This window comes from Companilactobacillus metriopterae, assembly GCF_004117915.1.
GTDB classification, from domain to species: domain Bacteria; phylum Bacillota; class Bacilli; order Lactobacillales; family Lactobacillaceae; genus Companilactobacillus; species Companilactobacillus metriopterae.
Window position 1 is genome coordinate 357,854 of the sequence record NZ_RSTD01000001.1, and the last position, 19,640, is coordinate 377,493.

The 19,640-nt window shown below is 31.0% G+C and carries 22 protein-coding genes, 1 other RNA gene and 1 pseudogene; 20 read left to right on the forward strand and 4 right to left on the reverse strand.

All coding sequences use genetic code 11. From position 1 onward, the window contains the following. Nucleotides 1–15: 15 nt before the first annotated feature. The gene (locus EKN01_RS01805; RefSeq protein WP_129044724.1) at nt 16–534 is read right to left on the reverse strand and encodes a MarR family winged helix-turn-helix transcriptional regulator; all 519 of its coding nucleotides are present in this window, start codon (nt 532–534) and stop codon (nt 16–18) included. Nucleotides 535–683: 149 nt separating this feature from the next. Between EKN01_RS01805 and EKN01_RS01810 the strand changes: the two genes are divergently transcribed. Together EKN01_RS01810 and EKN01_RS01815 are read left to right on the forward strand one after the other, a co-directional pair. Continuing rightward, the gene (locus EKN01_RS01810; protein ID WP_129044725.1) at nt 684–1,619 is read left to right on the forward strand and encodes an ATP-binding cassette domain-containing protein; all 936 of its coding nucleotides are present in this window, start codon (nt 684–686) and stop codon (nt 1,617–1,619) included. Nucleotides 1,620–1,637: 18 nt separating this feature from the next. Further along, nucleotides 1,638–2,414, forward strand: coding sequence for an ABC transporter permease (locus EKN01_RS01815; RefSeq protein ID WP_129044726.1), 777 nt, complete (start codon nt 1,638–1,640; stop codon nt 2,412–2,414). An 85-nt stretch (nt 2,415–2,499) separates the two neighbouring features. Here the strand turns inward: EKN01_RS01815 and EKN01_RS01820 are convergent, their stop codons facing one another. Next, a complete protein-coding gene (locus EKN01_RS01820; RefSeq protein ID WP_129044727.1) occupies nt 2,500–3,369 on the reverse strand; it encodes a LysR family transcriptional regulator in 870 nt (289 codons plus the stop codon). Nucleotides 3,370–3,605: 236 nt separating this feature from the next. Here EKN01_RS01820 and EKN01_RS01825 point away from each other — a divergent pair, with 236 nt between their 5' ends. From EKN01_RS01825 to EKN01_RS07960, 14 genes and pseudogenes are all read left to right on the forward strand, one after another. Continuing rightward, a complete protein-coding gene (locus EKN01_RS01825) occupies nt 3,606–4,703 on the forward strand; it encodes an alpha/beta hydrolase (RefSeq protein WP_206731613.1) in 1,098 nt (365 codons plus the stop codon). A gap of 286 nt (nt 4,704–4,989) precedes the next feature. Further along, on the forward strand, nt 4,990–5,877 hold the full coding sequence (locus EKN01_RS01830; RefSeq protein WP_129044728.1) for an ABC transporter ATP-binding protein: 888 nt from the start codon (nt 4,990–4,992) through the stop codon (nt 5,875–5,877). Then, nucleotides 5,867–6,619 carry a DUF2705 family protein gene (locus EKN01_RS01835; RefSeq protein WP_129044729.1) on the forward strand — a complete coding sequence of 251 codons (753 nt, stop codon included), beginning with the start codon at nt 5,867–5,869 and terminating at the stop codon, nt 6,617–6,619. Before EKN01_RS01830 ends, EKN01_RS01835 begins: the two co-directional genes overlap by 11 nt. A 33-nt stretch (nt 6,620–6,652) precedes the next feature. Beyond that, on the forward strand, nt 6,653–7,423 hold the full coding sequence (locus EKN01_RS01840; protein ID WP_129044730.1) for an ABC transporter permease: 771 nt from the start codon (nt 6,653–6,655) through the stop codon (nt 7,421–7,423). 267 nt (nt 7,424–7,690) lie between these two features. Beyond that, nucleotides 7,691–8,332: pseudogene (locus tag EKN01_RS01845) on the forward strand (SAP domain-containing protein). A gap of 58 nt (nt 8,333–8,390) precedes the next feature. Then, on the forward strand, nt 8,391–9,038 hold the full coding sequence (locus EKN01_RS01850; RefSeq protein WP_164966344.1) for a Dph6-related ATP pyrophosphatase: 648 nt from the start codon (nt 8,391–8,393) through the stop codon (nt 9,036–9,038). A gap of 207 nt (nt 9,039–9,245) precedes the next feature. Continuing rightward, nucleotides 9,246–9,479: a hypothetical protein gene (locus EKN01_RS01855; protein ID WP_129044732.1), complete on the forward strand. Its 234-nt coding sequence runs from the start codon at nt 9,246–9,248 to the stop codon at nt 9,477–9,479. Continuing rightward, a complete protein-coding gene (locus EKN01_RS01860; RefSeq protein WP_129044733.1) occupies nt 9,480–9,665 on the forward strand; it encodes a helix-turn-helix domain-containing protein in 186 nt (61 codons plus the stop codon). Nucleotides 9,666–9,682: 17 nt separating this feature from the next. Further along, on the forward strand, nt 9,683–10,375 hold the full coding sequence (pnuC, locus tag EKN01_RS01865) for a nicotinamide riboside transporter PnuC (protein WP_129044734.1): 693 nt from the start codon (nt 9,683–9,685) through the stop codon (nt 10,373–10,375). Between the two features lie 84 nt (nt 10,376–10,459). Beyond that, a complete protein-coding gene (locus EKN01_RS01870) occupies nt 10,460–10,810 on the forward strand; it encodes an ArpU family phage packaging/lysis transcriptional regulator (RefSeq protein WP_164966345.1) in 351 nt (116 codons plus the stop codon). Between the two features lie 418 nt (nt 10,811–11,228). Then, entirely contained in the window at nt 11,229–11,873 is a 645-nt protein-coding gene (locus tag EKN01_RS01875) for a Pr6Pr family membrane protein (RefSeq protein ID WP_129044736.1), read from the forward strand. A 429-nt stretch (nt 11,874–12,302) separates the two neighbouring features. Further along, on the forward strand, nt 12,303–12,896 hold the full coding sequence (locus EKN01_RS01880) for an MBL fold metallo-hydrolase (protein WP_206731614.1): 594 nt from the start codon (nt 12,303–12,305) through the stop codon (nt 12,894–12,896). 138 nt (nt 12,897–13,034) lie between these two features. Beyond that, on the forward strand, nt 13,035–13,340 hold the full coding sequence (locus EKN01_RS01885; protein WP_129044737.1) for a hypothetical protein: 306 nt from the start codon (nt 13,035–13,037) through the stop codon (nt 13,338–13,340). Between the two features lie 465 nt (nt 13,341–13,805). Next, complete coding sequence (locus tag EKN01_RS07960) at nt 13,806–13,934, forward strand: hypothetical protein (protein ID WP_277750443.1); 129 nt, start codon at nt 13,806–13,808, stop codon at nt 13,932–13,934. 223 nt (nt 13,935–14,157) lie between these two features. Here EKN01_RS07960 and ssrA read toward each other — a convergent pair. After that, nucleotides 14,158–14,522: a transfer-messenger RNA gene (gene ssrA, locus EKN01_RS01890) on the reverse strand. Between the two features lie 79 nt (nt 14,523–14,601). Further along, nucleotides 14,602–15,210 (reverse strand): YitT family protein, encoded by a 609-nt coding sequence (locus EKN01_RS01895; protein ID WP_129044738.1) that lies wholly within the window; start codon nt 15,208–15,210, stop codon nt 14,602–14,604. Nucleotides 15,211–15,710: 500 nt separating this feature from the next. On the opposite strand from EKN01_RS01895, the gene EKN01_RS01900 reads away from it, so the two are divergent. The 4 genes from EKN01_RS01900 to EKN01_RS01915 are packed head-to-tail and all read left to right on the forward strand — an operon-like array spanning nt 15,711 to nt 19,635. Continuing rightward, nucleotides 15,711–16,529 (forward strand): MetQ/NlpA family ABC transporter substrate-binding protein, encoded by an 819-nt coding sequence (locus EKN01_RS01900; RefSeq protein WP_129044739.1) that lies wholly within the window; start codon nt 15,711–15,713, stop codon nt 16,527–16,529. Between the two features lie 17 nt (nt 16,530–16,546). Continuing rightward, nucleotides 16,547–17,884, forward strand: a complete 1,338-nt coding sequence (locus EKN01_RS01905; protein ID WP_129044740.1) for a M20/M25/M40 family metallo-hydrolase — start codon at nt 16,547–16,549, stop codon at nt 17,882–17,884. After that, the gene (locus tag EKN01_RS01910) at nt 17,885–18,946 is read left to right on the forward strand and encodes a methionine ABC transporter ATP-binding protein (protein ID WP_129044741.1); all 1,062 of its coding nucleotides are present in this window, start codon (nt 17,885–17,887) and stop codon (nt 18,944–18,946) included. It begins immediately after the preceding gene. Then, nucleotides 18,946–19,635, forward strand: a complete 690-nt coding sequence (locus tag EKN01_RS01915; RefSeq protein ID WP_129044742.1) for a methionine ABC transporter permease — start codon at nt 18,946–18,948, stop codon at nt 19,633–19,635. The genes EKN01_RS01910 and EKN01_RS01915 overlap by 1 nt, the downstream gene beginning before the upstream one ends. Nucleotides 19,636–19,640 lie beyond the last annotated feature (5 nt).

A 19,640-nucleotide genomic window follows, 5' to 3' on the forward strand; every position in this document is an offset into this window, starting at 1 on the left:
ATCCAAAATTATGAATCAATTGTCCTCGGTATGAATCTTATTTAATACATGATTCAACATAATTTGATGATATTTATTGTGTAATGTTGGATCTGCATCTTTTATATCATGATACATTTGATCATTAATTTTATCCAAAATATTATTTAGTTGAATTAATTCTTCATCATTTAGTGCTTTGAGGTAATTAGGAATTACTTGATTTCCTTTTTCAGTTTCTAAACGTCCATTCTCGGTCAAGCTCACGATTGTAACACGTTTATCAGTTGATGATTTCTTTTTTGAAACTAATCCTCTTTTTTCCAATTTTTGTACAAATTCTGCTACTGATTGAGGTGTCATATTAAGTCTTTCTACTAAATCTTTTTGCGATAAATTATCATTATCAGAAAGGGCTAATAGTACCTTTCCTTGTCCTTGAAATAACATTTTATAGTCATTTTTGCTTTGAGAATCATCTTCTGCAATGTTTTGTAACATACTAAATTCAACTAATTTACCTGCTGTTTTGCTTTGATTAATTATATTTGCCATCGATTTAATCCTCCAACATTTATTATACTCGAAAATGAAATTAAATTCAGGTGCCCCTAATTAAATTCTTGCTAATTAGTCAGGTATACCTTATAATTTATTTAATCAGGTGAACCTGATTAATATGTCACAAAAAAGAGGCTATTAAAATGCAAGATGAAATTGCTATTAAAGTTGATCATTTAACTAAGATATTCGACAAGCAAAAAGTAGTTGATGATGTTTCATTTAGAGTTAAAAAAGGTGAGGTATTTGGTCTGTTAGGACCTAACGGAGCAGGTAAAACAACCATTCTTAGAATGTTAACCACATTATTAAAACCTTCAGAAGGTAATATAGCTATTTTTGATTATGATATTAAAAAGGAAAGCAAACAAGCTAGATCAACTTTTGGGGTGACTGGGCAATACGCCTCTGTGGATGAAGATATCTCTGCAAGGGAAAATTTAATGATATTTTCTAGATTAAATGGTCTTTCCAAAGATGTGGCACGTGTTAGGGCAGAGGAATTATTAAAAGAATTTTCACTTGAAGCTAGTGCTGACAAATCTATAAAAGACTTTTCCGGAGGAATGCGTCGTCGACTTGATTTGGCAATCAGTCTAATTACGAGACCAGAAATAATATTTTTGGACGAACCAACAACCGGCTTGGATCCACGAACTCGGTTACAAATGTGGGAAACCATCAGAGGATTGGTCAAAGACGGATCGACTATTTTTTTGACTACACAATACCTTGAAGAAGCAGATAATTTGGCAGATCGTGTAGCTGTGATTGATCATGGAAAATTAATAAAAATAGGTACACCTGATAAATTGAAACATGAAAATGGTGAATCTACGATGTCTTTAAAAATTATGGATAAAAGTGATATTGGTCGTTCTGTCGAGATTCTTAAAAAAAATTTGAATTCGGAGCCAACATTAATAGATAGTACAATCATCACAAAATTTAAAGAAACAAAACAAGCTATTGATGGTTTATCAGAGCTAAAGAATGCCAATATTAGTATCTCTAATTTAACTATTAAAGAGCCTTCTCTAGACGATGTATTTATGGCACTAACAGTAGGAAAAAACTAATTAAGGAGAATATTTACGATGGAAATTAAAAGAACAAGATTTAATGTGGTTCAAAATATAAATACAATGGCATATCGAAATTTATTAAAGACACTTCATAATCCTGATAACTTTATGGATGTTTTAATACAGCCAATTATGTTCATGATATTGTTTGGTTATTTGTTTGGCGGAGCAATAGCTGGTGGCGTTTATGCATATTTACCAACAATAGTTCCAGGTATACTAGCCCAAACAATTCTTTCAGCAGCATCAGGATCAGGCACACAAATCAAAGAAGATATGGAAACAGGTATTTTTGATAGATTTAAGACATTGCCAATTGATCATATTGCGCCACTGGCTGGACAGCTACTGGCAGATATTTTGAGACTACTTATTGCAACTATTGCATCACTTACAACGGGATTCTTTATGGGATGGCGCCCAAATGTTAATTTTGGCTGGATTGTGGTAATTGTTTTATTGTCTGTATTTATAGGTTGGGCTATCTCGTGGATATATGCACTCGTTGGACTTCTTGCTAAAAGTGCAACAATGGTCGAAAGTATTTCCTTGATGACAATGTTACTCTTGTCATTCTTATCAAATGCTTTTATACCAATTAACACCTTACCTAAATTATTACAAATTATTGCAAACTTGAATCCAATGACTTACGTGATTACCGCTGTCCGTCAAATTTTAGCTAATGGATCATTTTCAAACACAGCATGGGCTGTTTTATTGTTCGGAATAGGAATAGTCCTAGTATTTGCACCATTAACTGTATGGGCATATAACAAACAAAGTTAATGATTTTAAAAAAAGAGTTCAATCTAAGGATGTACAAGGTTGAACTCTTTTTTATGAATTTTGATATTTTATCAATGGATTGCAGTTATAGAGTGCTTTTAATTTTCTTTATAAAAAGTTTGGCAATTTCGGACTGTGTCGAATTTTTAATCCATACAACACTTGATGTTGAATGAAAATCACCTGAAAGTGGAACAAATTGTAAATTGGATGATGCAGTATTTATTATTCCCTCAAAACCGATCACAAGTCCTAATCCAGACTCAACCATAAGTGAGGCATTATATATTAAATCGTAAGTTGCAACAATATTTAAATTGTCAATGTTTTCTCCGAAAAATTCACTTAATTGATCACGAACCAATCTCTGCCTTGAAATAATTAGCGGGCGCTTTTTAATGTCTGAAGGACTAATATGCTTTTTTGAAGAAAGGGGGTCATCTTTTCTCATAAGGATTCCCCATTTATCTGTACTTTTAATTTGGAGATAATCATATTTTGTTTTATCAGCAGGATTAAATATAATTGCAAAATCTAAAACTCCATTTGAAAGTAATTCATTCATGGTATCTGCATTGCCACTTATAACATGAAATTTTATCTTTGGATAATCTGAATTTATTTCAGTTAATATATCTGTGATAAATTTTTTTGTTGGACTTTCTCCTGCTCCAATGAATAAGTCTCCTGAATAATCAGAATTTGTTTGAATATTGGAGATAGTTTCATCAACAGAATTTATTATTTGAATTGATTGTGATAAAAAGTATTGACCTTGATCTGTCAAAGTTAGTTGACGGGATCCTCTATTGAAAAGTTTTACCCCAAGCTCTGACTCAAGTTCATTTAACTGTCTTGATAATGAGGGTTGACTGATACTTAAGACTTGAGCAGCATGACTGATGTTTCTTTCTGAAGCAACAGTAATAAAATAACGTAAAATCCTTAGTTCCATGAAAGCTCTCCTATTCAAAAAATGTATATATTAGTATTCATTATAAGTATTGGAAATAAGGTATAGAACAGCATACAATATAAATTGTAATTCTTCTATTGAATATTTTCCGTTTTATGTTTTTGATTCTTTTAATTTTAATTCCAAAATTGCATTGACGACCTATGAGGGAAGAAATTATATGAAACATGCAGTTCAAAGTTGAATTTAAGAGCGAAAAACACTGGAGGGTAAATTTGAAAAGAAAAATTCTTTTTATTGGAATATTTACATTTGTTATAACAATGACATTATTGATTATTAATGGAGGTAGTAATGTGAAAGCTGATCCAGTTTATACTGCGGGAGAAGAAAACGTCTTCTCAAGAAATCCGTCATTACCAACGGGCGATTTGTCTAACGGGGCAGACAATTGGTATAAGAGTGATAAAGTTACTCAAACCAAAGTGTCCTTCAAAAATATATACGGAATGAAAATTGTTGGAAATTTATTTGTACCAAAGGGTTTGGATAAAACAAAAGAAAATCCAGCAATTATTGTTGGCGCACCGTTTGGTGCAGTAAAAGAACAATCTTCAAATCTTTACGCACAAAAGATGGCAGATAAGGGTTTTGTGACATTGTCATTTGATCAAGTATTTTATGGTGAAAGTGATGGTTCTCCAAAAGGAAGTGTTGAACATGATTTATATTCAGAAAGTTTCTCTGCGGCTGCTGATTATTTAACTACGTTAAATTATGTGGACAACGATAGAATCGGGGTTCTCGGCATATGTGCATCGGGTGGATTCTCTATAAGTGCAGCTAAGATTGATTCACGATTAAAAGCTATAGCAACGGTTAGTATGTACGATCTTGGTGAAATGGCAAGATCAGGAATCAATAATTCCCAAAGTATTGAACAAAGAAAAGCAAATATAAAGGCTGCATCTGATGAACGTACAGCAGTAGCAAATGGTAAACCAATCCAATATATTGGAGGTACACCTGAAACAATTACACCAGATTCAGATCCAATTTCCAAAGAGTTTTATGACTTTTATAGAACTCAAAGAGGTGCTGCAGGTACTACAACACAGATGACGCAAGAATCTAGTGCTAAGTTTATTAACTTCTATCCGCTTGAGGATATGGAAACAATTGCTCCAAGACCACTACTTTTCATTGCTGGTGATCATGCGCACTCTCTATCATTTAGTCAAGAAGCATATGAAAAAGCATCAGGTCCAAAAGAATTATATATTGTAAAAAATGCAGGTCATGTTGATTTATATGATCGAACAGACTTAATACCATTTGAGAAATTAGATAGCTTCTTCTCAAATAATTTGTAATTTAAATAGAAAAACACTACCTATGATAATTAGGTGGTGTTTTTTTTATGTTCGATAGAAGATATTTATTAGATTTAATTTATTTTGTTAGTTTTTATTTTGTTTTATAAATAAAATTAAATACTATTAAGTATCAAAAAATAAAAAAATAATAATTCATTTATCGATTTATATAATTGTGATAGTATGAACATGTATTAAGACCTCAAAGAAGTTCTCTATTAAGATCAATTAACAGGTGTTAAAAGAAAAGTAATTCCGCTTATGGCCATCTAGGAGGGTAGTTATGTTACAGATAAAAGAATTAGATATTTATTATGGAAGAAAAAAGATTGTTAAAAATGCCTCTTTTGAAATTTCAGATGGTGAAATAGTTGGTTTGATAGGTCCTAATGGGGCTGGAAAAACTACTATAATGAAAACTATTTTAGGACTTACAAAATTTAGAGGAAACATTAGTTTTAATGGTAAAGAAATAACTGATAATAACCATGAAGAGTTGAATAATGTTGGTGCTTTGATTGAAAATCCTGCAATATATCCATTTTTAACAGGAAAAGCAAATCTTGAACTATATTCAACTAATGAGCAGAGTACTTCCGAACTTATTACTCGTTTAGGAATGGATAGTTATATCAACAAAAAAGCAGGTTCTTATTCTATCGGAATGAAACAAAAATTAGGAATCGCTTTAGCATTATTAAATAATCCTAAGTTTGTGATTCTTGATGAACCAATGAATGGATTAGATATTGAATCTACAATTTTAATACGTCAAATTATTCGCGAGTATTCTTCACGAGGCACTTCTTTTTTAATATCGAGTCATGTGCTTAGTGAACTACAAAAAGTTATGACTTCAGTAATTATTATTAATCACGGTGAAATTATTATGAATTCTCCGATTGAAGAATTCAATAAGAGTAACTCATCGTCATATTTATTAAGAACTACTGATATGGATAAGACATTCAAACTTTTAAATGAAAATTCAATTCCAGTATCTAAAGATGAAAATCATTTTATTATCAAGGATGAGTATATTGATAAGTCACAAAAGATAATTTTTGATCACCAAATTTGGTTAATAGAATTAGCTCCAAACGAATTGACGTTCGAGCAAAATATCATAAATATTCTGCAAAAAAAGCGAGGGGAGAACAATGCAAACTAATTTTTCGCATGAACTATTTAAGTTTACTAATCGTCATGTACCAAGGTATGGAATTATTATTTTGTTTTTATTAATGGTTTATACGGCAATTCCAACAAACAATATTAGTAGTAACATTGTTGCCCAAGGATTTTCTGCAGGTCAATGGATATGTATTATAATTATTGCTTTGGCATCTGACACCATTACCATGGAATATAGAAACAATACAATGTCTACAATTGTGTATAAAAGCAAGAATAAAATATCAGTCTATATATCTAAATTGTTTGTATTGATTATTTATGGAGTTCTTTTGCTGGTTATAGGTGTTTTGTTCTCTTTTTTAATTAAATTTCTAGCTGCTAGAAGTAAGTTTTCTTGGCTTTCTACATATCATGAAGGTCATTCATTATTAAATTCTTTATTACTAAACATGGGTGGTACAGCGATTTACCTGTTATTCATTATTACATTGTCTATGCTATTAATATCACTTTTTAAAAACAATGCTACTGTAATTATTATTGGTCTGGCGATTGCCTTTTTAGGAGCCGACCTTTCTAATGTTTTAATAGCTGCGTTACCAAATTTAAAATCTATATTGGCATGGAATCCGTTTAATATGATTAACGTTATTAATCAATTATCTGGAGTGAATTCGTCACATCTTTCTAATATAGAATTAATCGTTGGAAATATAGTTTACTCAATTTTATTTTTAATACTTGGATTTTGGACATTCAAAAAAAGACCTATTTGAAGTTTTAGTTTGCTGGGAGGTGAATTCTAAATTATGTATACTGAACTACGTCACGAACTGTATAAATTAATTCATCGTAAATTGCCATGGTTGGTTATCATTATAATGATTCTGTTCATGATAATCATGGGTATTGGTATGGGAAGTGATTACGGCAAATTATTGGTTATGACTAGTTATAATTCTAGTCAAATAATACTACTGCTATTAGTAATTGTTGGATCCACTATTTTTTCAATGGAATTTCAAAATAAGACTATACTAACACTCCTATATCGCTCCAAAAATAAATCATCGGTATTTTTAGCTAAATTTTTTACTTTAATTATATATAGTATTTTACTTCACGTAATTGCAATGATAGTAACAATAATATTTAACATGTTCCCATTAATTAATAATCCTGTTTCACTCAATAGTATATATAAGTATCATCAATATTTATTTGTAAATATGTTGATGACCACCGGGGTTGATATTGTTGTTTCAATTTTAATTATTAGTCTTATTTGCCTCACATCTTGTTTGATTAATTCAAATACAATCGTAATTGTTATCAATGCCATAATTATATTTATGGGGAGTGGATTATCTTCAAATTTATTAAATGCAAATGTTAGATATGTAAATATTGTTCGTTGGAATCCGCTAAATATGCTTAATCTAACCACTCAATATTACAATTACAGTACATATCATTTAACATCTATGCTCTCCAATATTCAGCTTTTAATGGGTACTATTTTGTACGCAATGATATTTTTACTACTTGGATATTTTGTTTTCAGGAAGAAAAAATTTTAATACATTGTTGTGTTAAAGTTACATTCAATTTGCTATTAAATGTTTAAAGAATATTATTTTCCGGAAATTTAGATTAATAATTTCTACAGAATAAAAAGGCAAACTAACAAAGAGGTTGTCTTTTTTTTATTTATAATTGAAATGCATAGATAGAAGCTCTAACTTAGAAAAAATAATTATTATTTAAAATTTAATAGGATTATTGATGCTTTTGAATTATCGTATAAGTGTAAATATATTTTTTATCATTAATGCAAGGAGGGTGCAATTTTGGAAAGACCAAATTTTAGTAGCACAATGAGCACCCAAAGTTTTAACAGTTTTTAATGGTATAAAAAAGAATTAGAACAGATATGTAGGACACATGGTTTACCAAGCTATGGGACTAAAGCTGAGTTAGAATCATACGTAAATCAATTTTTAGATGGAGTTCCTACAAGTAAAATAAAAAGTGTAAGAAAAATCAGGCGAAATACTTCCAACAAATTAACTTCAGATCAGATTACTTTAGATACAAAATTATTAAATTCAGGGTTTTCACTGAATAATGAAGCCAGAGTATTCTTTTGTAATTATTTTAATCTTGAGAAGTTTTCATTTAGTAAACCTATGGCAATTATGATGCGGGAAGTTGAAAAAAATGCAGATACAGAAGCAACAGCTTCAGATTTAATAGCATCTTTAAGCTATAAAAAAAATAGTTACACAGATGACTCTGAGGAAAAAACTTATCAATGGAATAATTTTGTAAGAGATTTCCGAAAAGATCCAAATAACTCTATATTTAGTTCACAAATGAAGGTAGCGTCAATCCTTTGGAAGGAAGTAAAAAATTCCAACAAAGAAAAGGTATATAATCAAGAATTAGTTAGAGAAAATTATGATTTAATAAAAGAGTATCTTAAGTGATATGCCCTTTTAATGAAATACATATTTGTGAATAAAAGAAAACATAGGTGAAATGAGCATGGGAAAATTTTGTTTTAGTTTCAGTGCAGGAAAAGACAGCTTGCTAGCTCTTGATAAGCTAGTAAATGAAGGAAATGAATTGATTGGAATTCTTACTAGTGTTGATGCTAACATTCAACGTTCATGGTTTCATGGCTTACCCGTTAGTGTTCTACAGGAGACAGCAGACAGTTTGGGAGTTCCGTTAAAAATAGTTGAGGCAGGTGCCAGTGACTATCAAAATCAAATGGTAAAACATCTGCAAGAATTTGCTGACCAAGGTGCTGAATTCTGTGGATTTGGAGATATGGACAATCCAGAGAACAAAAATTGGAACGTTGAGACTGCTAAAAAAGCAGGTCTTCAAGCTCGTTTGCCACTATGGGGAATTGAGCACGATGAAATAATGAACCAGTTTTTAGATAGCGGATATAAAGCAATCGTTAAAGCTATCAGCAAAAAAACGGATATTCCGCAGAGCTACCTTGGCAAACCAGTCGATGTTGAATTCGTTGGTTACTTAAAAGATAAAAATATTGACGTTACAGGTGAAAACGGTGAGTACCATACTTTTGTTTATGATGGTCCGCTGTATAGTAAACCGATTGAATTTAAAACAGGGGATGTCTTTGAAAGTAAGTATGCTTATTCTTTGATTATTGATTAATTTTTTAACATGGAGATGAGAACTTATGATTTGTATTAATATTAACCGAGATAGAAATATTGTTTGGAGAAAATTAAACCCCACCTTAATTGGTAGGGACTTTTTTATTTGTGATTTTTTCCCATTTTAGTTTTATTATTAAATTTAAGTAATATTTTATATTATTTATAGTTATAAAATTGATGATTTTATTAAATATTTACGTTTATGTTGAAAATCTACACGTTTATATTTGTTTTATTTGTAGATTCAGAAAGTGATGTTTCTATAGATGAATTGATTGAAATTTTAAGTATGCAAAATAGTAATACTGATATCAACCGCCTAGCAAAAATTATCAATGAAGTAATTGAAACAGGAACGTACATGACTATATTTCCTAAGTTAATAGCTAGGGAGTATCGATTAAATATGAGTCAACTAGCATTGGAGGTAAGGTAAATGGAAGCTAAATATCTCAAACAACAAGCAGCAGCTGATTATGGAGATGTTAGTTATAACACAATTACTAATTGGACTAAAAAACGCGGTCTCGCATATATAAAAATTGGAAAAAAAAGACTATACACTACAGATAATATTGATGAATTATTAAGTAAATGTAGTAGAATTATAATTCTAAAATAAATAGAACGGAGAAACAGATGAATAATATTTCGAGAGTAATTAACCCCAAATGGTACAAGGAACAAATGAGTGGGTGGACGAGAATTAGTTACATTCTATTATTTGTAGGTTATTTAATACAATTGGTAATAGGGTTTAATAGTGGAATTAATATGTTGAGTGTTACAAGTACAATTGCTGGTGTTATCGGTTTTACCTGTACAATAGCAATTACTAATGGTAAGAGTATAAATGGATTATTAGGATTTATATCAGCTTTATTATTAATATTCGTAGCTACAAGAACAGGTAACTACTCTGATGTTATTATGCAAACAGCTTATGTTTTGTTACTTGATATACCAATTCTTCTTAGTGTTTCTTGGAATGGAAATTTTGAACCTAGAAAAATGAAAATTAACAACATTATTTTTTACCTAGGATTATTTTTTATTTTTGTAATACTAACTTTTTTACTGGATACATATTTGGGAAGTCAGCAAGCAATTTTAGATAGTATTTCAGCTTCTGTAGGTTTAACTGGTGCTGTTTTAACTGTTCAACGTTATAGAGCATCATATTATATGTGGACACTTCAGGCACTTATGAGTATTGCTTTGTGGATTCAAACTGCAATTAATGGACATGCGGTATGGGTATTGATGATAACCTATATGCTATATCTAACTAACGATATAATTGCATTTACACACTCTAAGTGGTTTAAGTAGAAATAAAAAAGCCACCCACAAAGTTAGTGACATCTATATTGATTAATCCTGAACAGATTAATTATGTCACATGGAGGGTGTAGGGTGGCAATTAGAGATTTATCTATATTAGATCAGATATTCAATAATGTTGATGTTGAAAAAACCGAAAACAATGTTCGCAATTATTTCAGTAACAGATTCCCAAAGTTGGTAATGAAAGCTGGTTATAGCATGTCTCAACTTAAGTCCCCGGTCATTGAAGATATGCCCAGTTCTACGGCTTATGGCAATAGTGTTGAGATTGATGCACGATTAGTTGTAATTGAAACGATCGTAGCTATAGATAGATGCCAGATTAAATACCAAAGACTATTAAGATTGAAATATATTGATGAACTACCTAACTACATCATTATGGAAAGATTGGGATACGAAAAAACTCAATACTATTAAAATGTTAAAAAAGCATATATGTGGTTTGCTAATTCATTTGAAAGGACAATGGATCTACATGTTTACAAAACCGGACTTTTTCCGGACTAATACCGTAACACTTTACGTGTTAAATTGATATAGTAGCAAAATATAAGGAAACACCTTATACGCAAGTCATGGTGCTAGTAAAAACTCCTTTCAAAGCAAATTTAATTTTCATGGTGTCCTCCATATCACATTTAAAATTAAACTAGAGTAGGTTCGATTCCTATTGCTTGCTTATGCCTATCTTCCCTGATAGGCAAATAAATATAGAAAGACTACCACTGGTAGTCCTATAAAAAAATTACAACACCAAGCGTAGTCGCTCATTCGGATGTGCTTTTTGCTTAACTATTGTATTATGGATATATATTTTATTTATGGAGGCTCAAAAGTGAAGATAAAATATTATCATCTTAGTATTTCTATACTTTCTCTTATAGGAATATTCAAAGCAACATATATTGGTAATTTGGATTTTAGATATACAAATTTTTACTATTATACAGATTTAAGTAATTTACTTGTTTTATTTTTTTATTTATACAGTTTTTGGAAATTAAACAAAGGTGATATCCATAGTTATTCTTTAAATTATTCAAATATCAAGTTTTCTATGACAACTTTTATAACATTGACGGGAATTGTTTATTGGTTATTATTGGCGCCAGATACTCTAAAAACAGAAGGTATTTCTTCAATTCTTACATTAGACAATTTATTACTACATTTAATTATTCCAATAATGGTATTGTTTGATTGGTTTTTATCTAGAGAAAAAATTCAATATAATAAAAAAACAATTTACATACCTATTCTTATAACATTTATTTATCTTATTTTAACGGAAATACGTGTTTTTTATGGAATAAGAATATCCAAGGAACTATTATATCCTTACTTCTTTTTAGATCCTTCTATGAATACTGTATTGACAATATTAGTTTATATTTTGGTTATTGCTATTTTGCTACTAATAATAGGTTATCTTCTTTTAAGAATGGTGCCTAAAAGTGATAATAAAAAGCACATCTATTAATTGGGTTGTGCTTTTTGTTTTCACTATTTTACGTAAGGAGACGGAAACTTTTGAGAACTTGGAATATGAAAGAAATTAATAGAGCAATTTTAAAATTCTATGATCTGGAAAAATAAGTTGATGAAAAAGCCTACTTTATAATAAAATCACTAATGTGTATAACATTTATGTACTTTAAAGATTGAATGTAAATTTCAAATGTCTGACACCATAAAAATACATATTTTGCACACCGGATTAGTGAAGGTTGATAAAGGATTACCTTTCCATGATGATTACAGAAATCCTTTTGCTTTTACAGGATTATTTCGTAGCCATAAAAATCAAATTCTTCTGCCTGTCTCTAGTTATTTGATTGAGCACCCAAAAGGCCTCGTTCTGTTAGATACAGGATGGAATGAATTAGTACGTAAAAGTTAGTGGGCTGAATTGGGACTACAGGTACAAATCAACAAAGCATATTTACCATCAGGTTGGTCAATCAAAGAACAACTTGCTGATCTAGGATATTCTGATTCTGACTTAGATTTAGTATTATTAAGTCATTTGCATTCTGATCATGCCAGCGGGTTACCGATGGTTCAAAATGCTAAAAAGTTTTTAGTTAGCGAGGAAGAACTTGATGCGGGTAAAAAAGATAAATTAAGATATATTCCTAAGATGTGGAAAGATGTCGAATTAACACCATTTCAATTTAAAGACAGCAACTTAGGACCTTTCCATCGGTCATTTGATTTGTTTGGCGATAAATCAGTTCAAATGATTTGGACACCAGGCCATAGCGAAGGGTTGTCATCAACATTAATTACTGGGGCAGGTGGGAAATCAATCTTATTAGCTTCTGATGTTGGTTATGATCAATCGTCTATTGAAGAGCGTAAAACTCAAGGGATTTCAATCAACCGAAAGTGGTCTTACATTTCTTCTGGATGGGCTAATCAAATGAGCCATTCACCAAATATTTTACGTACCATTGTAAATCATGATGTTAATACACACCCAGAGATTATTACTTTATCCTAATTAAAGTAATATTGTTATATTTCACAATGTTAGCCGAAACAATTAGCTAGTATCTGAATTTATAAAGTGCATAAAAGGCGAACTCAATGGTTCGCCTTTTATTAAAAATTAGTACCAAAGTTGTGCTAAGTTTCCACTGTGGCACTTAAAAATGAAAACTTACCATTCTATCAAATAGCTACAAATATTTTTATTCCTCAAAAGATTACTAATTTTAAAGATGTTATAGTGATTAATTTACCTACATCAGAGCATGCATACACTGTTAATGACTTAGGTGAAAAGACAGGGGATAAAGTGGACAATTCACTAGTAGGTGGTTCTTCATGGCAACATGATGGTACACTTTACCCAATGAAGAATGGAGTAATAGCATATAAGATTGATTCTAATCTATATCTACCTGTTAAGTTTGCACAAGGTTCTGGATATACAGGTCGATAAAGATATTAAAGCTGGAATGTAGAAATTAATTATAATTAATGTTAGAATTTTATATGCGATCCCCCCGATCGTGTATTTTAATCCCTATATAAATTAGCCCTTACTCAAGTCGAGTGGGGGCTTTTTTTATTTCCTCTTTACAATCAGAACGTATGTTCACATGATATTCTCTATTATGAATAAACTTGCAGAGAGAATTAAGCATACACTTAGTTACTATTATGATTTAAAATTTGATCACTTACTTTTAGTGAATAATACATTGGAAGATGTAAGTACCATTTTTTTAGAATGCAGTGGAAACACATCAATAGTTATCTGGTGAGAAATGAAGTAGATGAGGTACCTAAAAAAGTAATTCTGAAATTAGATAAATAATGTCAGTACTTTTTATTTGAATTTTAACCAAATCGAAAATAGAATAAAAATATTCGCCACTTTAGTTATATTAATAGGAGGTAAATAATGATGAGTTATCGTATTCAATTAAATACGGACTCTCAATTGTTTACTGTAGTAGATAAGAACAATACAAATGTTTTTACAAGCGGTAGAACAATTGAAGAAGCCGTTAATAAATTTAAGAATTTATAATTCAAAAAGCCTCTATCTTAATTGATAGGGGTTTTTTCTATGTATTAAAAACTATTTATTTTTGATTGGTAATAGGTTAATATTTAATTCAATTCATAAAATTACATATTAATTATAAATAGTCTCTATGACAAATAATTTTTAGAAAATGTAGCCAAATATGTAGCCATAAAAAAATAAAAAAGAAGTAAATCCTTTGAAAATAAAGGTTTTACTTCTTTTTATATGGAGATGAGGGGAATCGAACCCCTGTCCAAGCATAACGCCATGTAAGCCTCTACACTCATAGTTGTATTATTTCAAATTTCGCCACTATGAACGCCATACAACCAGGCTAGCCATAGTGGCTATCCTGACAATCTCTTTTTGATTATTCAGAATGCATAATCAAACGTAGCTTAGTTCATTTAAGACCCAGTTCTAACCCCTAAGCAAAGTCAGTTGGATCTCGCTTAGACTGTTTTTAGGCAGCTAATGCGAAAGAATTATTATTTTTTGCAGTTATAATTTAAACTGAATGTTTTTACGGAACAAATAACCGAAGTGCAGCTCACACGCTATTACACATGTCGAATCCAGAACATCCCCGATATAAAAATACCGGTTACAGTACGGAATACTTATATTATACCTTAATGCTTAATATATCAATATAAATACTTTGGATTTATTCATTTTGGTCATTAGCAAGTTTATTTTCGATAACAGTATAAATTTTGATTGTTAAACTTGAAATTGCAACTGAAGCAAGTGCTAAGATAAAGGCACTAAATCCACTGACAAAAATATTTCCAATACATACCAGAGCATCGATAATAAAGAGTCCAATATATTTTTCAATGCCCAAAGTTTTGTGAAAGATCATAGGCGGAACAGTTGTACCACCGCTAGACATATCAAGCATATATAAAATAGCTAAACCAATACCAAAAATTATACTACCAATGATAATAGATAATATTCTGTTAGGAATAACATTGTATACAGGCGTAATAAAAATCAATACAGGTAATACAAAACTACCAAAAGATAGTTTGATAGTAGTTTCCTTGTTTAAAAATATATATGAGAAAATTAGCATAACAATATTGATCAAAAAGACAGTTAGCGCTGTGGGAACAGAGAATGCTTCAAATAAAAGAATAGCTATTCCTGTTGCACCGCCGGCGGCTATTCTGCTGGGTTCAAAAAACATATTTATACTAATTACAATAATTTCTAGTGCAATAACTACTAAAACAGCTTTTAAAATAAAGTTCTTTTTATTATTAGTCATGTTTTTATTTTATCAAAATGAGGAGTTATTTACTAATTTCAAAATTAATATTAATTAATATGTATTGATATAATAGGATATTTTTATGTAATATTAGAAAACATCTTATTTTTCTAATATTACAATTGACAGATTAAAGAAAAAAATGTAATATCGATTCAACAATTAAAAGATATTTTAAAACAAATTGATCAGGGGAAGTAGCCTGAGATACTTTTTACAGAAAACCTAGATAGCTGAGAATAGGGAAGAGTATCCAAGTGAAAATGACCTGTGATTGGTACGCTGAGTCTTCGGATAAGGATGTAATGGTTGGTACCCATTATAGTACACACGCATATTTGTGCGTTGTTGAGGGGGTAAATCTAAGATTTATCCTGAATTAGAATGGTACCGCGAGAAGTCGCTTCTAAGAATAGATACTTATTGTATCTGTCTTGGGAGCGGCTTTTTTCGTTTTAAATTATCATAAATTGAAAAATTATGCGGGAGAGTTGAAAATGAAAAAACTATCAAAATTTATTCTAGTAGTATTATCTGCCTTATTGGTTGTTAGTCTAACAGCATGTGGCAATGGGGGAAATGGTGACAAAGTAGTAAAAGTTGGTATTAGTAGTTCAGATGCTGATATCTGGAAAGTTGTTAAAGATAAGGTCAAAAAAGAAGGTATAGATTTACAGATTGTTCAATTCAATGATTACAATCAACCAAATACAGCACTTTCACAAGGACAAGTTGACATTAATGCATATCAACATCAATATTTCTTAGATGCATGGAACAAAGCACATAAGACAGACATTGTGCGTATAGGTGATACTATTTTCCAACCAATGGCTATTTACTCAAACAAGTTTAAGAGTATTGATAAGATCACTAAGGGATCAGAAGTAGCACTACCAAATGATGTATCTAATCAAGGTAGAGCATTACAACTTCTACAATCAGCAGGCTTGATCAAAGTTAAAGATGTAAAAATTCCATCTACAAAAGATGTTACTGAAAATAAATTGAATTTGAAATTTACTCCATTAGATGCAAATCAGACAGCAAGATCTTTAAATGATGTAGGTATTTCTGTTGTTAATGGTAATGTTGCTAGCGATGCAAAATTAGATACTGACAAGGCACTATACACAGAGAAGGTAACTGCAAAATCTCAACCTTACGTAAACTTTATAGCTACAAATAAGAAAGACAAAGATAACAAGACTTACAAGAAGATTGTTAAAGCTTTCCAAACAAAAGAAGTTGGTAAAGAAATTAAAAAAGTTTATGGTAAAAACGTAATTTTAGCTTGGGAAGATAAAATCAAATAATTAAGAGGTACAAACGTATGCTCAAACTGACGGATCCACTTATTGAAGAATCAATCGAAAATTTAAAAGAATATATCTCATTTCCTTCTGTTTCGGCTAAAAATCAATCAATTAATGAGACAGCAAATTTTTTGAAAAAATTATTTGATGACTTGGGTGCTGAGGTTCAAATTTTGGATGATTACTCTAAACCGTTAGTATATGCAGAGCTAATTCTTGATGAGTCCACAAACAAAACAATACTTATATATGATCATTATGATGTTCAACCAGAAGAACCAGTTGAGTTGTGGTACTCTGATCCATTTGAACTCAAAATAACGAAAGATAAATTCATTGCGAGAGGTGTTTCAGATTGTAAAGCTGATCTGATTAGCCGAATCACAGCATTAAAATTATACAAACAAGAGAATGGTGATTGGCCTTGTAACATCAAGTTTGTTATCGAAGGTGGAGAAGAAATCGCCAGTGAAAATTTAGAGGAATACCTTAAAAAGTATTCTAGTTTGTTTTCAGCAGATTTGGTTATTTGGGAATCTGGAATAAAAAATGAAAATGAACAATTTAGTTTTAATGGTGGTAATAAAGGTATTGTTTGCTTCGAATTAGAGGCTATTTCAGCATCAACTGATCTTCATTCTTCTTTTGCGGCAGTGGTCGACAGCGCATCTTGGAGATTAAATGAAGCTCTTAGTTTGTTACGAAGCTCCAATGGAGAAATTTTAATTCCAGGATTTTACGATGACGTTCTTGACCCATCTGATAGAGAAAAGGAATTAGTTGATAATACAATTGCACCTGATTTTAAATCAAAGTGGGATTTGAAAACTGATTTACTAAAAAATCCAAGTATTAATTATAATTTGGCTTTCTCTCCAACAATTAACATAGAAGGTATTTCTACCGGTTGGGAAGGTGAAGGCGTAAAAACAGTTACACCCAAAAAAGCTATTGCAAAATTAGAATGTAGATTGGTACCTGATCAAGATCCAAAGGATATTTTTAATAAAATTAACGCATATTTATCGGAGAATGGTTTTGAAGATGTAAAGGCAACATACCTTATGGGTGAAAAATCCTATCGATGGGATTTAGATAGCAAAATTACAAATAAACTTATTGAAACTGCAGTTAATTATTATGGTGGTAAGGATAAGGTTGAAGTATTGCCATCTAGTCCGGGAACTGGCCCTATGCATCTTGTAAATCAATATACCAAGGCACCAATAGTTTCTTGTGGAGTAAGTTATTCTCAGGCCAACAATCATGCTCCAAACGAGAATATACGAATAAATGATTATCTAGAGTTTATAGAATTTTTTGAAAAATTTCTGACTGAGGTAAAGGGGATATAAATGTCTGAAGAAAATAATATCGTTCAATTAAAAAATATTGATGTGACTTTTCATGACGGTGAAAAAGATGTTACTGCCGTAAAAAATGTATCTATTAATGTAGAAAAAGGAGACATTTTTGGCGTAATTGGATATTCAGGAGCTGGAAAAAGTACATTAGTTAGGGTTATTAACTTATTACAAAAGCCTACTAAAGGTGAAGTCATAGTTAATGGTCAAAATTTAACAGAATTAAAACCTAAAGAATTACGTTCTGCTCGTAGAAATATCGGAATGATATTTCAACACTTCAATTTGATGAATTCTTTGAGTGTATTTGATAATATTTTATTTCCACTGAGAGATACAAAATTATCCAAATCAGAACGAAAAGCCAAGGTATCTAGTCTTATAAATTTAGTAGGACTAGATGAGCATGCCAAAAAATATCCGTCACAACTTTCTGGTGGTCAAAAACAGCGTGTAGCTATTGCAAGAGCCTTAGCAAATGATCCAGAGGTATTGATATCAGATGAAGCAACTAGTGCGCTAGATCCCAAAACTACCACAGAGATACTTGATCTTTTGAGTAGGCTTAACAAAGAATTGGGGATCACTGTAGTAATCATTACCCATGAGATGGATGCAGTTAAACAAATTTGTAACAGAGTGGCTGTGATGGAAAAAGGATCAGTGATAGAAGAAGGAAGTTTGCTTTCAATCTTTGGTCAACCCAAACAACAACTTACAAAAGATTTTGTTAATACATCTACACGAATTAGCAATGTTCTAGAGGAAATTCACGAAGCAGGATTGGCCAATCAAATATCTGGTCGTGTGGTACAACTAAACTACTTAGGTGAGTCAACAAATGAACCATTGGTAGTAAGCTTGTACAAGCGATTCGGAGTAGAAGCTAATATTTTGTTTAGTAATATCGAACAATTGCAAAATACCACTGTGGGAATTATGCTGCTTTCGTTGACTGGAGATGAATCTAGCTTAGACCAGGCTCTTAATTACTTGAACGAATCCAAAGTCAATGTAAAAGAGATCAATTTAAAGGATGAGGTGAATGTCTAATGAGTAATATTTTAAATACATATTTACCTAATGTTGTTACCAATTGGTATGGCGAAGGTGGATTTGTTCAAGCAATTTGGGAAACACTCTATATGACATTTTATAGTGCACTTTTTGCAGGGATTATTGGAATTATTCTAGGAATTTTGTTAGTTGTAACTGATAAAAATGGTATTAAACCAAATAAAGTTTTTTACAATATCTTAGATAAAGTAGTCAATTTGTTCAGATCAATTCCATTCATAATCCTGTTAGCTGTTATAGGACCATTCACACGATTACTAGTTGGACAAACAATTGGACCTAAAGGTGCACTGGTTCCTTTAATTATTGGTACAGCACCATTCTTTGCTCGTCAGGTTCAATTGGCTTTAGTTGAAGTCGACCCTGGAGTTATTGAAGCGGCTGAGTCAATTGGCTTGTCACCTTTACAAATAATATTTAGAGTATATTTACGAGAAGGACTGCCAGAATTAATTAGATCAGGTACCCTTACAATTATTAGTTTGATTGGTTTAACTGCTATGGCAGGTGCCGTTGGTGGAGGAGGACTTGGTAACATGGCTATATCTGTCGGTTACCAACGATTTGAAAATGATGTAACTATTGTCTCTATGTTACTAATTTTAGTATTAGTCTTTGTAATTCAAGGAATTGGAGATTTTTTCGTAAAAAAATTAGAACATTAATGGAA

Excerpts from the sequence above, each read along its gene's own strand:
- EKN01_RS01805 (WP_129044724.1), bottom strand. The coding sequence starts at position 534 with ATGGCAAATATAATTAATCAAAGCAAAACAGCAGGTAAATTAGTTGAA.
- EKN01_RS01810 (WP_129044725.1), top strand. The coding sequence starts at position 684 with ATGCAAGATGAAATTGCTATTAAAGTTGATCATTTAACTAAGATATTC.
- EKN01_RS01815 (WP_129044726.1), top strand. The coding sequence starts at position 1,638 with ATGGAAATTAAAAGAACAAGATTTAATGTGGTTCAAAATATAAATACA.
- EKN01_RS01820 (WP_129044727.1), bottom strand. The coding sequence starts at position 3,369 with ATGGAACTAAGGATTTTACGTTATTTTATTACTGTTGCTTCAGAAAGA.
- EKN01_RS01830 (WP_129044728.1), top strand. The coding sequence starts at position 4,990 with ATGTTACAGATAAAAGAATTAGATATTTATTATGGAAGAAAAAAGATT.
- EKN01_RS01835 (WP_129044729.1), top strand. The coding sequence starts at position 5,867 with ATGCAAACTAATTTTTCGCATGAACTATTTAAGTTTACTAATCGTCAT.
- EKN01_RS01840 (WP_129044730.1), top strand. The coding sequence starts at position 6,653 with ATGTATACTGAACTACGTCACGAACTGTATAAATTAATTCATCGTAAA.
- EKN01_RS01850 (WP_164966344.1), top strand. The coding sequence starts at position 8,391 with ATGGGAAAATTTTGTTTTAGTTTCAGTGCAGGAAAAGACAGCTTGCTA.
- EKN01_RS01855 (WP_129044732.1), top strand. The coding sequence starts at position 9,246 with ATGTTGAAAATCTACACGTTTATATTTGTTTTATTTGTAGATTCAGAA.
- EKN01_RS01860 (WP_129044733.1), top strand. The coding sequence starts at position 9,480 with ATGGAAGCTAAATATCTCAAACAACAAGCAGCAGCTGATTATGGAGAT.
- pnuC (WP_129044734.1), top strand. The coding sequence starts at position 9,683 with ATGAATAATATTTCGAGAGTAATTAACCCCAAATGGTACAAGGAACAA.
- EKN01_RS07960 (WP_277750443.1), top strand. The coding sequence starts at position 13,806 with ATGATGAGTTATCGTATTCAATTAAATACGGACTCTCAATTGTTTACT.
- EKN01_RS01895 (WP_129044738.1), bottom strand. The coding sequence starts at position 15,210 with ATGACTAATAATAAAAAGAACTTTATTTTAAAAGCTGTTTTAGTAGTT.
- EKN01_RS01900 (WP_129044739.1), top strand. The coding sequence starts at position 15,711 with ATGAAAAAACTATCAAAATTTATTCTAGTAGTATTATCTGCCTTATTG.
- EKN01_RS01905 (WP_129044740.1), top strand. The coding sequence starts at position 16,547 with ATGCTCAAACTGACGGATCCACTTATTGAAGAATCAATCGAAAATTTA.
- EKN01_RS01910 (WP_129044741.1), top strand. The coding sequence starts at position 17,885 with ATGTCTGAAGAAAATAATATCGTTCAATTAAAAAATATTGATGTGACT.
- EKN01_RS01915 (WP_129044742.1), top strand. The coding sequence starts at position 18,946 with ATGAGTAATATTTTAAATACATATTTACCTAATGTTGTTACCAATTGG.